11 protein-coding genes are annotated in these 12,997 nt (G+C 41.1%); 6 read left to right on the forward strand and 5 right to left on the reverse strand.

Going from position 1 to position 12,997, the window contains the following annotated elements; genetic code table 11:
• Window positions 1–65: 65 nt before the first annotated feature.
• From HJG39_RS17285 to HJG39_RS17295, 3 genes are all read right to left on the reverse strand, one after another.
• Complete coding sequence (locus HJG39_RS17285) at window positions 66–908, reverse strand: hypothetical protein (protein WP_268411257.1); 843 nt, start codon at window positions 906–908, stop codon at window positions 66–68.
• Between the two features lies 1 nt (window position 909).
• The gene (locus tag HJG39_RS17290; RefSeq protein ID WP_268411260.1) at window positions 910–2,313 is read right to left on the reverse strand and encodes a hypothetical protein; all 1,404 of its coding nucleotides are present in this window, start codon (window positions 2,311–2,313) and stop codon (window positions 910–912) included.
• A gap of 63 nt (window positions 2,314–2,376) precedes the next feature.
• Window positions 2,377–2,922, reverse strand: coding sequence for a hypothetical protein (locus tag HJG39_RS17295; RefSeq protein ID WP_268411261.1), 546 nt, complete (start codon window positions 2,920–2,922; stop codon window positions 2,377–2,379).
• 237 nt (window positions 2,923–3,159) lie between these two features.
• Between HJG39_RS17295 and HJG39_RS17300 the strand changes: the two genes are divergently transcribed.
• From HJG39_RS17300 to HJG39_RS17315, 4 genes are all read left to right on the forward strand, one after another.
• On the forward strand, window positions 3,160–3,858 hold the full coding sequence (locus tag HJG39_RS17300; RefSeq protein WP_268411263.1) for a 4'-phosphopantetheinyl transferase family protein: 699 nt from the start codon (window positions 3,160–3,162) through the stop codon (window positions 3,856–3,858).
• Between the two features lie 118 nt (window positions 3,859–3,976).
• Entirely contained in the window at window positions 3,977–6,814 is a 2,838-nt protein-coding gene (uvrA, locus tag HJG39_RS17305) for an excinuclease ABC subunit UvrA (RefSeq protein ID WP_268411266.1), read from the forward strand.
• Window positions 6,808–7,203: an acyl-CoA thioesterase gene (locus tag HJG39_RS17310; RefSeq protein ID WP_268411269.1), complete on the forward strand. Its 396-nt coding sequence runs from the start codon at window positions 6,808–6,810 to the stop codon at window positions 7,201–7,203. The genes uvrA and HJG39_RS17310 overlap by 7 nt, the downstream gene beginning before the upstream one ends.
• A 2-nt stretch (window positions 7,204–7,205) precedes the next feature.
• Window positions 7,206–7,913, forward strand: coding sequence for a 2OG-Fe(II) oxygenase family protein (locus HJG39_RS17315; protein WP_268411271.1), 708 nt, complete (start codon window positions 7,206–7,208; stop codon window positions 7,911–7,913).
• Between the two features lie 368 nt (window positions 7,914–8,281).
• Here the strand turns inward: HJG39_RS17315 and feoB are convergent, their stop codons facing one another.
• Window positions 8,282–10,093, reverse strand: a complete 1,812-nt coding sequence (feoB, locus tag HJG39_RS17320) for a ferrous iron transporter B (RefSeq protein ID WP_268411274.1) — start codon at window positions 10,091–10,093, stop codon at window positions 8,282–8,284.
• 33 nt (window positions 10,094–10,126) lie between these two features.
• Window positions 10,127–10,360, reverse strand: coding sequence for a FeoA family protein (locus HJG39_RS17325; RefSeq protein ID WP_268411277.1), 234 nt, complete (start codon window positions 10,358–10,360; stop codon window positions 10,127–10,129).
• 586 nt (window positions 10,361–10,946) lie between these two features.
• Between HJG39_RS17325 and HJG39_RS17330 the strand changes: the two genes are divergently transcribed.
• Both HJG39_RS17330 and HJG39_RS17335 read left to right on the forward strand, forming a co-directional pair.
• Window positions 10,947–11,624, forward strand: coding sequence for a response regulator transcription factor (locus HJG39_RS17330; RefSeq protein ID WP_268411279.1), 678 nt, complete (start codon window positions 10,947–10,949; stop codon window positions 11,622–11,624).
• On the forward strand, window positions 11,621–12,874 hold the full coding sequence (locus HJG39_RS17335; protein WP_268411282.1) for a sensor histidine kinase: 1,254 nt from the start codon (window positions 11,621–11,623) through the stop codon (window positions 12,872–12,874). Before HJG39_RS17330 ends, HJG39_RS17335 begins: the two co-directional genes overlap by 4 nt.
• The last annotated feature ends 123 nt before the right edge of the window (window positions 12,875–12,997 follow it).

Genomic DNA, 12,997 nt, shown 5'->3' on the forward strand with positions numbered 1-12,997 from the left:
GAGGAAGGAGAAATAATGATTTGGTGATCTGATCATTGAGAGAAGGAAAAGTTCAAATCTTTTGTTCAACAAAGCCGTTGAAGGGCTGAAAAGCCTTTATCTACCCCTTTTTCTTCAAATTTGTTTTGACTTAGATTGTTGAGCCAGCCGAAATAACATGTATCTGAACTAAAACTTAAAATTTTAGATGTACTACTACTATTTTGGTGTTGATAAAGTGAGGGAATATTATCGTATGGATAGATTGAGTTATTAATCTTGCATAGAAATGTGTGTAAATCTCTATAACATCGTGAAGAAATCTGTGTTGTATAGGAGTCAGTAACTTTTTCTCGAATTCGACGATTTGTACTTGAGTGTAATATATTGCTTGAGTGGAGATCGGTTGATTGAGCTAACCTTGCTTTCAGATCATTAATTCGAGCCAGGTATATTTCTAATCGTGCATGGAAAAAACACATTCTGAATGAAAAATTTTTAAACTCTTTAATATGTCCGTTAATACTCAGAGCTTTGTTTTCAACACTTTTAAAAGTTGGTTTTTTTATATTCCTGAGTTTTTCTCTATCTTCATTAAGGTCATATAATATTTCTCTTGAAGAGCCCCTTAATAGATCTATTAGTCGTGATGTGTCAGTATAGTCATCTATATCACTTTTCTCTTTATCACTGTTCTCCTTATTTAGGTTTTCCAGTAACTCTGATATTTCTTTATATATTTCGTTGTTTGAGTAAAGACTCCCATCTTCTAGGTTCTCTATTTTTTTGATTGAATTGAAGAGATTAGTTCTATTGTCTGATATTACTGTCAATTTTTTTATAAAATAGATTATTTCCTTACTTAAGGTTTTGAAATTTTTCTTATGAAAATCTAAAATTAGTTGATATGCAATATTTATTTTTTTCATTTTACAGTATTGATAGGTAGGTAATGTAGGATGGGAGAAAACCTAGTAATAGGAGGTTTATAATCAATTCTCCTTTTTTTATTGTTTTTAAAAGGAATTTCTCTGTAATTTTTGATATTTGCAAGTACGAATATTCATTGGTGCCAAACTTATAATTATTTATGTTTGCTTCGAATTTTGCTCTAGGATGCTTAAAGTAATGCCATATCTGATGATTAATAATTTCTGAATATGTTATCCAAGTGACAACCATAAAAGATATTGACATTGTTGCTTGTTGTAAAAATATTTGTTTAACATCCTGTTTTAGCCAATCGTTATTGTTCATTAATACTTCTACAGCTGGTGATATTAGTAAAACAACACAGGAAAGAATAATTGGAAAAAAGAGAAATATATAGAAAGCAATTTTTCCTGAGAACACCATGTTTCCACCTTTATTTTCTCTCAGAAGAGTAGTAGCTATACTGTAATTCATGACAATTTTGGTAAAGTCCCATATGTATTTTCTCCAATTGCTAGGATAGTAATAATTCTTATAATTAAGCATTAGTAATAAGTGTCTTATTACTGGTATGTCAACGTTATAGCTTCTGTTGACGTCAGCGTGCTTTGTTATCTCCTCATTGTGGCTGGGGTATAAATATTGGTATATTTGCGTACTTAAGCTTCTAATAACATAGAGTCCTTTACTTCTCCTTTTGAGTTGTGAATAGATTATTAGAGAAATTAGTAATAAAGGGACGTAACAGAATATTACTATTATCTTTAAATTTTCTTTTATATCGTGTAAAGGTGAATTGAAGTAAATATAAGATGAGGTTGTTAACGTTAATGTTAGTAATAGAAGTTTAGATACTAGCTCTTGCTTATCTAATTTTTTCTGTGGGATCGAGACTTCTTTTTTTATACTTTTATATATGTCTGAAAGATGGTTGCTATATTGTCCACTTTCCGAATCTTCCTTTTTAACCTTTTTTTTAAACACACAAAGATGATAAAAATAAAACAAACCGATTACAGATGATGTAATTAGAAGAGAGGTTAAAATGCTGTAATCTAATAGGTAAATAAGTCTTTCAATGAGGTGGTAAAAGCAGCCTAATAATAATGGAGAAAGAACGATAATAATCGATCTAAATAAATAGTAAAACCAGCTTTTTGTGATGCCTACAGTAGGCAAGGGATGCTTTTCCTCATGTTTTTCTTCATGCTTTTTGAGTTTTATAAATGCTGAATATTTAAATTCATTGTAGTCACTAATGCTGTCAATATCCATAAACTTCAAAATTCCCAATACCTTGAGAATTGGGTCCACTATTGAAGTTTTTTCATGAATTAAAGGTAGGCAAAATAACCAAACTACCGTTATTCCAAGAGCAATAATTCCTATCTTATCAAACACTTTTTATATGGGAGATATTTTCAATATGTGTACTATATCACCCATATTAATTTCAGCAAATGATTATTGATCCGTTACTGGGAGTCGGCGAGATGAGTTTGTTGGGGATGCAAACATGGATAGACCGTCTTGAGCTCCTCTGCTTTTGGTTGTTGCATTATTTGAGCCTAAGATGGTGTCTTGGTGTGGGGTGGAATGGGATTGGTTGGAAGTAAAGACATGTTGGAAATTGGAGTTTGAAGTTTCAAGCCACGAGTCGGCTTCAATGCTGTTTATTCTTGAAAGAATATGTTGGTTTGCTAGCTCTCTTTGTCTTTCAGCTTCTGATAAATATTGGTGGACCCCATTTATGTTTTCTCTAAAGCTACTATGTAAAGTTTCTATCTTCTCAGAGAGTTGCCTTTCTACTTTATCAGTCTGTTTTTGTGCTGAATCAAGCTGCTCTTCCACCGAACTAAATCGTTTTTCTATCGAGCTAAATCGTTCTTCTAATGAGCTAATCTTTTCGGTAATCGGATTAAGTTGAGTATCTATTGTCTCTTGGAATTGAATTAAAATTCCATCCATGAGCTCTTTAAGTAGCTCTTGGGGGATAAGTTGATCTTTCATGATTTAATTATGTTATAGGTAAAATATAAGATCATTCTCGGCTTTTGAAGAGAATAAATCAACCCTGTTTCATAAGGGTTGCTTGACATATACTTTAATTTATTTATCGCAGTAGTATAGCAATAAAGCCAATATATGCCATCTTTTTTATATATATCCAAATGTAATTAAGGAAGGTGTTTGTGATTTAGAGGACAAGTAACTACTCTGGAAGTAGGACGTTATTGAGGCCCAAGCGTGACAACAACCCATCTGTATTATTTTCCCCTTTCGGATTTGCCCGAAGCGTTCGACGATAAATCGTTAACAAGCGTGTTGGATGTGCGGGAATTGCAGCGTTTTAATGACACGCTAAATGCCAATACGCGCTTGCAGTTTGTGCTTTCTCGATGGATTGTGAAACATGGGCTAAGCCGTGTTACTGGTTTGCCAGCACAGGCGCATCAGTTTTCTTATCTAGAAAGTGGCAAGCCGTTTATTGACTTGCCTCGACCTGTGCATTTTAGCATTGCGCACTGCGCTACTTCGGTTGCCGTAGCCATAAGCGATGTGTCGGTGGGTGTGGATGTAGAAAACAATCAGCGCAAAGGTGCGCCTTGGCAGCAACTTGACCGATTCTTTTATCCCGATTTACAGGCAAGAATGTTGGCATTGCCTGAATCAATGCATCAGGACTTCTTTTATTTGCATTGGACGGGCATGGAGTCGATGGTGAAGATGAAAGGCAGCAAAGTCGCGTTGGAGCGGCGTACCTTTGCCCAGTCATTTGAGTTGCCGTTGAATGAAAATTACGTTGACGCGGGCGACACACATTTCTATTTTCGCTTAGTGGAACAACACGAGCATCTTGCCGTTGCCAGCGAGAAAAGAATCGACAAATTTCATCTAGAACGTGTTCTTCTTACCCAAGAGGGAATAAAAACCGCTCCACTGTAATCTCTAATACTCAAGCAGCGAGTTCATTAGCGTTACACTCATATTCTCGGTGGCGAATACTGTATATTTATGCATATAATGACCGCTTTAATTTTCTTCGGCGAATCAGTGTTCATTCATGGATAAAATCGAAATACGTGGGGCCAGAACCCACAATCTCAAAAACATCAATCTGGAATTACCTCGTGATAAGCTGATTGTTATCACTGGCTTGTCCGGCTCCGGTAAATCCTCCCTCGCTTTCGACACGTTATATGCTGAAGGGCAAAGGCGTTATGTCGAGTCTCTTTCTGCTTACGCAAGACAGTTTCTTTCCATGATGGAAAAGCCCGATGTGGATCACATTGAAGGCTTATCACCTGCCATTTCTATTGAGCAAAAGTCGACTTCGCACAACCCGCGTTCAACGGTTGGCACTATTACCGAAATTTATGATTACTTGCGCTTGTTGTTTGCGCGGGTGGGGGAACCGCGGTGTCCCGAACACGATGCGCCACTGGAAGCGCAAATCGTCAGTCAAATGGTTGATAACGTACTGGCGTTGCCAGAAAATACCAAGCTGATGTTACTCGCGCCCGTTGTGCAAGGGCGTAAAGGCGAGCATATCAAAACGTTGGAAAACCTTGCAGCACAGGGCTTTATTCGGGCGCGTATCGATGGCGAAATTTGTGACTTAAGCGATCCGCCTACCTTGGATTTACACAAAAAACACGATATCGAAGTGGTGGTCGATCGCTTTAAAGTGCGCGACGACATCCAATTGCGTTTATCTGAGTCGTTCGAAACGGCGTTGGAGCTTTCTGGTGGTGTTGCCAAAGTGGCATACATGGATGCAGACGGCGAAGAAATGGTGTTTTCCGCTAATTTTGCCTGCCCGCATTGTGGTTATAGTATTGCCGAGTTAGAGCCGCGCTTGTTCTCGTTTAACAATCCTGCGGGCGCTTGCCAAACCTGCGATGGATTGGGTATTAAGCAATTTTTCGACCCCGCGCGCATCATTACTAACGATGAGTTGAGCTTGTCTGGTGGCGTAATAAAAGGCTGGGATAAACGTAGCTTCTTCTATTACCAAATGTTGATGTCCGTGGCTGAGCATTATGGATTTGATTTAAATGCGCCGTTTAAAGATCTCGATAAGAAAGCACAGGATGTAGTGCTCAACGGCAGTAAAGGTCAGGCAATCAAGTTCAAATACAAAAACGACCGTGGCGATGTGATGGAGCGTAAGCATCCGTTCGAAGGTATCTTGCCGAATATGGAACGCCGTTATCGTGAAACCGAATCCAATTCTGTGCGCGAAGAGCTGGCTAAGTACCTCAATCACCAGCCTTGCACAAGTTGTAACGGTAGTCGCTTGCGCCAAGAGGCACGTAATGTTTTTGTGGCAGATACTACCCTGCCAAGTGTATCGGATTTTTCGATTGCCGAAGCGCTTAGCTTTTTCAGTGAGTTAACGTTAACGGGCAAACGTGCGCAAATTGCTGAGAAAATCCTCAAGGAAATTAACGATCGCTTAAAATTCCTAGTCAATGTTGGTTTAAATTACCTTACTTTGTCGCGCAGTGCCGACACACTTTCCGGCGGTGAAGCGCAGCGTATTCGTTTGGCGAGTCAAATTGGCGCGGGTTTAGTTGGTGTAATGTATGTGCTGGATGAACCCAGTATTGGCCTGCATCAACGAGACAACGAGCGCTTATTAAACACACTCACGCATTTACGAGACCTTGGTAATACCGTGATTGTGGTTGAACACGATGAAGATGCGGTTCGCATGGCGGATCATATTCTGGATATAGGCCCCGGTGCAGGTGTTCATGGCGGCGAGATTGTTGCTCAGGGAACCTTGAAAGATATTATGGAAAGTGAAGACTCACTTACCGGTAAATACATTTCAGGTAAAGAGTATATAGGTATTCCATACGAACGCACACCGAATGAAAACGACTTATGGGTGGTTTTAGAAGGAGCTTCAGCGAATAACCTACAAGACGTTACCTTAGAAGTGCCTATTGGCTTAATGACCTGTATCACGGGTGTTTCAGGGTCAGGAAAATCAACGCTGATTAACGATACCTTTTATCGTATTGCGCACCGAGAGCTAAATGGCGCTACCGCGGTGGAGCCAGCGGCCTACAAAAACATTACTGGCTTAGAACATTTGGATAAGGTGGTCGATATAGACCAAAGCCCCATCGGCAGAACGCCGCGTTCTAACCCCGCTACCTACACCGGTATTTTTACGGCTATCCGAGAGCTATTCGCAGGGACACAAGAATCACGCTCTCGTGGCTACAAGCCGGGGCGTTTCAGTTTTAATGTTAAAGGTGGGCGCTGCGAAGCGTGTCAGGGCGATGGCGTAATTAAAGTGGAGATGCACTTCCTGCCCGATGTGTATGTGCCTTGTGATGTTTGTAAAGGCAAGCGCTACAATCGCGAAACCTTGGAAATTAAATACAAAGGTCAGAACATTCATCAAGTGCTGGATATGACGGTAGAAGATGCACGGGATTTCTTTAGTGCCATTCCCGCTGTGCATCGTCGCTTACAAACCCTAATGGATGTGGGATTGTCTTATGTGCGTTTAGGGCAAGCGGCGACCACTTTATCAGGTGGTGAAGCGCAACGGGTTAAGCTGGCAAAAGAACTGTCCAAACGGGATACCGGAAAAACCCTATATATTCTGGATGAACCTACAACCGGTTTGCACTTCCATGATATAAAACAATTGCTTGCAGTGTTACACCGCTTAAGAGATCACGGCAACACGGTTGTGGTGATTGAACACAACTTAGATGTGATTAAAACTGCGGATTGGATTGTCGACCTTGGCCCAGAAGGGGGCTTCGGTGGCGGTCAAATCATTGCCAAAGGTACGCCTGAAACCTTAAGCGAAAGTAAAGCGTCACATACTGCACACTTCCTAAAACCGATACTTGAGAACGGACAACGATGCTAGAAGAAACTATACGCGTTAACTTTTACGACACTGATGCCCTAAAACATGTTAGTAACACCGCTATTGTACGTTGGTTTGAAGGTGCCAGAGACCCTATCTTTCGCTACTTCACTCCCGACTTAGATGTAGAAAACTGGCCATTGATTGTAGCGAGTTACAAGGTTGATTTATTGGCGCAAACCTTTCTAGGAGACGTGACTATAAAGACTGGAATTTCTCGCATCGGGAATAGTTCTTTTACCGTTTTTCAAGAAGTGTGGCAGAATGGCAAGCGATGCGCCAAAGGCGAAACCGCTTTGGTACACTTCAATTATCAGAATCATAAGTCTGAGCCGATCCCAAGCAGTGTAAGAGAAAAGCTCGAGGCGTTGATTGTAGAAGGCGACTAATTATGGCTGAATTTATCAAAATTATTGATAACGTACTGTCTCCTGAGCTGTGCAAAAAGCTCATGCGCAAGTTTGAAAAAAGCAAGAATGTTCAGCCGGGACGCACTGGCGGCGGCGTCGATACCGACAAAAAGATCAGTTCCGACGTTTCTATTATTACTAACCAAGAGTTTCAACCAGAAACGCAAGAAGTGTTGCAACAAACCACGCACCATATTGTGGAATACTTTAGAGAGCATTACTTTGCGCTCATTGGTCCTCTTGGTCTTACTTTGGTTAACCCGGAAACGGGTAAACCTGAGAAAGTAACGCAAGATAACTTTGCTAAGTTAGCTGAACCTCAATTGCCAATGTTAGTGCAAAATATCTTTCGTTTGGGTGATGTCACACAGCAAATGTATAAGCAAGGTCGAGGTGGTTATCCCTACTGGCACTCGGAAACCTATCCTCAGTTACAACACAATGATGCCTTGCATCGAATGTTGCTATTTATGTTCTATTTAAATGATGTGGAAGAAGGTGGCGAAACAGAATTCTACTATCAAAAAATGAAGGTTAAGCCCAAGCAAGGCACCATGGTGATTGCACCCGCTTACTTTACGCATACGCACAGAGGCAATATTCCCAAAAGTGGCGACAAATACATTCTAACCTCGTGGGTGCTGTTTAATCCTGCTGAAAAGTTGTACGGCCAACCGCCACAGTCTTAACTTGGCGTTTAACGCGAAAAGTTAACGCGAAAAAGAAAAAGAGCCATAGGGCGTTAACCTTATGGCTCTTTTCACGTTTTTAATCTAGGTACTTCTCTTAGCTCAGTATGTCCTTTACTTCGCTTTCTTTAACGCTTTTTTCAGCTTTTTCAATTTCTTTTCGTGTTTAGCAATCTTGTTTTTTGCGGCTTTAATACTTTTCTTAATCGACTTCACTTTAGCCATGATTTCTCCTCAGTTGCTACAAATAAAATTGGTAAAAGAGGTATTTTTCGTCTACCAATATTATTAGGTATAGTACATATTCAGAGAATTGGCAAAAAAACTTAATAAAATCATCACACTAAAATTTAAACGATACTAACTCCCTAAATTAGTATCGTTGCCAGTAGCGCTAAACAGTAAGCGAGAACGCCGTAAAGGGCATACAAACCCCATGCAATTTTGCCGTTTCCAGTTTCTGCGCGTAATGTGGCAACTGTTGCAACGCATTGAAGCGCAACTACGTAAAATACTAATAGTCCGATACCCGTACCAATAGGCATGCCTTCAGCGGCAATGTTCTCGGCTAAGCCTGCGATGTTCTCATCGGCACCGTCAATACCATAAAGCGTACCCAATACGCCAACGAATACCTCTCTTGCGAGGAAGGACATAAGCATCGCCACACCGTAACGCCAGTCTAATCCAAGAGGCGCAAAAACAGGCTCAATAACATGACCAAATTGACCTAACCAAGAGTGCTCTAGTCCGGCATTCATTGGGAAGTACCCCAATACCCAAAGCACAACGGATACTATGAAGATGACCGGTGCAGCACGCTTAATAAATTGCATGCCGCTGTTAATGACACGATGCATTAATGGTTTCCAATGAGGCAAGCGGTAAGTCGGTAATTCCAAAATAAACGGCATTTCAGTTTTGTCTTGTTCAGTTAACGACATTTTGCTGAGCATAGCGCTAACTAATAATGCTGTGATGATTCCAAACATATACAACGCGAAAAAAGTGACGCCTTGAAGGTTAAACACGCCTAACCAATAATGATCTGACGGAATAAAAGCAGCTATCAATAGCGCGTAAACGGGCAATCGTGCTGAGCATGACATTAACGGGATCGTCATCATGGTAATTAAACGTTTGCGCGGAGACTCAATGGTACGCGCCGCCATAATCGCTGGAATGGCACAGGCGTGGCCGGACAAATACGGAATAAAACTTCTGCCGGATAAACCAAAATAACTCAGTGGTTTGTGGCATATGAGTGCGGCTCTTGCTAGATACCCGCTATCTTCTAATATGCCGATAATAAAGGTGAGTACCATTATTTGTGGCACAAACACTAAGAACGAACCCACACCGCCGAACATAGCATCGGAAATAAAGTCATGGGCGAGACCGCTAGGCAATATAGTGGTAACAACGCCTGCTAATGCTTCGATACCCGCTTCAACCCCATCCATCAGTGGCGTTGCCCACGTAAAAATACTTTGGAATAAGAAAAACATAATGCCAAAAAACGCCACGCTACCTAGCAGGTTATTTAGCAAGAATGCATCGATACGGTTTTGATTTTTCAGAACAATGCTGGCTGGCAACGCGTGCTCTTTGGCAAGTGCGCGACTGGTTTTTACAGGATCATTAATATCAACTTGAGGCTCTGGTAAAGCAACCGCTTGCGCGCTAGCGCTTTCAATCAGCAGTTGTTTGAAAGTGTCTACGCCTTTCAATGTTTTGGCTGACAGCGCACATACAGGGACACCTAACTGTTCGGATAATTTATCAATATCAATATGATGGTTATGGTGTTCGAGTTCATCCACCATATTCAGCGCAAACATAATGTTCTTGTTATGCTTTCGCGCTAACGCTAACACCTGAAGCGCAAAAACCAAGCTGCGCTCTAATCGTGTCGCATCTAACACACATACCAGCATGTGCGTATCGTCTTGTACTAGCGCCTCGTTGATCTTCTCTACGGCGATTTCTTCATCTTTTGATAGCGTATTTAAGGAATAGGTGCCGGGGAAGTCTAGTACCTCAAATTGTTCGAATTGACCTGCTCTTAACTCAACAGTGACCCCGGGGAAATTAGCGACTTTTTGCCTAAGCCCAGTTAATTGGTTGAAAAGTAAACTTTTACCGCAGTTGGGTTTACCAACTAAAATAATACGTTGCATAAATAAACCTAGCTTGATGAGAATGCGCTGAAATTATGACAATGTGTGAAGATGAATTTTATCCGCAATGTCTTGCTCTAAAGAAATGACACTATCACCGAGCTGAATGACGATAGGCCCTGCAAAAGGGCTACGACGTAAACAAATTACATCGCAATCTATATCAAATCCCATTTCTTTTAGGCGGTCGATAACACCTACGTCTAATTGATCGCTAATGTCACTAATTCTGCCATTAGCGTTCTTAGGTAAGTCCCATAGGGTCATAAAATTATCTCTTGAGTTGGCGTGTCATTGGGTAACTGCACAAGTGTATATAAAGTCGGATATAAGAATCAAACCTAAATGAAAACTATTCTCATCGATAACCATTCGTTAACCGATGGTGAATTATAGTGACCACTCGTTTAGCCTTCTAGCGGTCCGAGAAAAACGCGTGATTTATCAATCAAATAAGTTGCCATTTTAGATGCTTAGTTACGGTATTACTTCGTTACAAAAGACATCTATTCTAGATGCCGCAGTATATTGGATGGTTGATGTTTTATCACCCGTGTCGACAAGTGGTTTATAGCGATAGCGTGTCGTCATAATGCTACCGGTGTCACAGGTAAACTAAGCATAAGTGTCTATTCCACACATATGGCTAACGCCAAGTATGTAAGGGTCATGATTACCATTTAGATCAGGCCCGTGCCATTATTAACTGATGCTTTGGGGTAGTTAGTTTATACACAATTTGCCGCTATCCTTATTCGATACGGCTTGTTCTGCATCTTACATTTTTGTGTACGGAAGGAACAAACATATTGGGTCTTGCAAACTGTTCAACAAGGTTAGAGGAGCAATTTTAATGCTAACAGTATTACTCGTTGAAGATGATCGCGACTTAGCCGAAACCGTTATCCAATTTCTGGGTATTCATAATATTGACTGTGATTATGCAAGTAATGGTCAATATGGCGTAAATCTGTTGCAAAAAAACAACTACGATGTGTTGTTGCTTGATATTAACCTGCCAAGGGTCGATGGAATTACCCTGTGTCAGCAAGCCAGAGATAACGGCAATAATACGCCTGTTTTGATGTTAACAGCGAGAGATCAGTTGAAAGATAAAATCGCCGGGTTTAACTCTGGGGCAGATGACTTTTTGGTGAAACCTTTCGCATTACAAGAACTGCTCTTACGTATTCAAGCCCTTTCCCGACGTCGCAATGGTCATGCCAAAGTGTTAAAACATGGCGTTTTGAGTATGAATATCAATATGCGAGAAATTACGTTGGGAGAAGAGCAAATACATGTGTCTCCTATTGGCTGGAAATTACTCGAAGTCTTATTACGTCATGCGCCTGAAGCCGTTGCCAGAGAACGCTTGCAAAGTGCCGTTTGGGGCGATGAAATCCCCGATTCAAATAGTTTAAAAGTGCATATTCACAAGCTGCGCAAAGCCCTAAATGTGGAAGGTGAAGCACCCCTGCTTCATACTATCCCCGGTTATGGCTTTGCGATACAGGAAAGAAAAGCTTTGTGAAAGCAATCAACATCAGTTTAAAACAATCCATTATTCTTGTTTTAGTGGTCACATTTTTGCTGTTAATTGCCGGATACAGCAACCTTAGCGCCAGCTATTTTATTGGCGGCATGGATAACATTACCATGTCGAATATGGCGAAGGCGGCTCATAAGGAACTCTATCCCGATAACGCCGCGCCAGACCCATTGTATTTTGTTTCTAGGACGTGGGAGGAGCAACCTTCTCAAGTTCGTTCAGTCATGCCAGAAGCCCCGCCTCAGAGCGGTAAGCTTTATAAGGTTCAGGTAGAAAATGGTGACTTGGTCTTTGGTTTACACCACTTACTTCCCAACGATGAGGCTTATGTCAGCTTCTACTTATCTCAAGATGCGAAGTCACGAACGATACGGCAAAACTTAGAACAAAACTTTGAGCGTCTGGTCATTATTTCTGGCGTCACTGTGTTGATGTTAGGTTTGCTTCTTGGTTGGTTATTGAAACGTATTTCTCGCCCCATTTCTGCTTTAGGAGAATGGTCCAGAGGTTTGAATGAAAAAACCTTAAAAGACCCTGTCCCTGACTTCACTTATTCCGACCTAAATGACTTTGCTGTTTTGATTCAGGAAAGCTTAACATCGGCAAACGAAAGCCTTATTCGAGAAGAAGCCTTTTTGCGCCATGCGAGTCATGAATTGCGTACGCCAATTAGCATTATTCACAATAATATTGAGTTGTTGCAGTGTTTGCGGGAACAACAAGGGGAAACCGAAGATTCCCCAGAAACCCCTATTCTGTTGCGTATGCAAAGAGCCAGCGCAACCATGAAGTCACTAACAGAAACCCTACTTTGGTTGAGTAAAGACTTATCATCGCCATTACAAGAACAGGAAGTTCGGGTTGACCAAATGTTGGAGTATGTGATTAGCGAACAGCGTTATTTAACGGCAGGTAATGCTATCAACATTAAAACGTCCCTTGAGCCTTGGAGCGGGAGATTTTCTTCAGCTGCCTTACAAATTGTTTTGACGAATATTGTGCGAAATGCGTTTCAACACAGCTTTGATGGAGAAGTGTTTATTAGCACACAAGAAAACAAAGTAGTGGTTACAAATCCGCTGTGTGAAGAAACCGGTAACTCCCCAGAGTTGGGATTTGGTTTGGGGATAGAGTTAACGAAAAAGTTAACTGAAAAACTCCACTGGGGCTATCAGTACCAAATTGAAAGTAATATTTTTAGAGTTGAGATAATGTTTGAAAAGAAATGCTAACACCTTATTAGTGCCAAGTTACCCGATAACGCAGAGCACGCTTTGGATACGGTGCTTCTCTCTCATCGAGCAGGCTGACTTGGCGCAGCAGCACAAAGCTGTGGTTGTAGCCGACTGAAAGCC

The sequence above is a fragment of the Alteromonas sp. a30 genome, from assembly GCF_026788005.1.
In the GTDB taxonomy this organism is placed as follows: domain Bacteria; phylum Pseudomonadota; class Gammaproteobacteria; order Enterobacterales; family Alteromonadaceae; genus Paraneptunicella.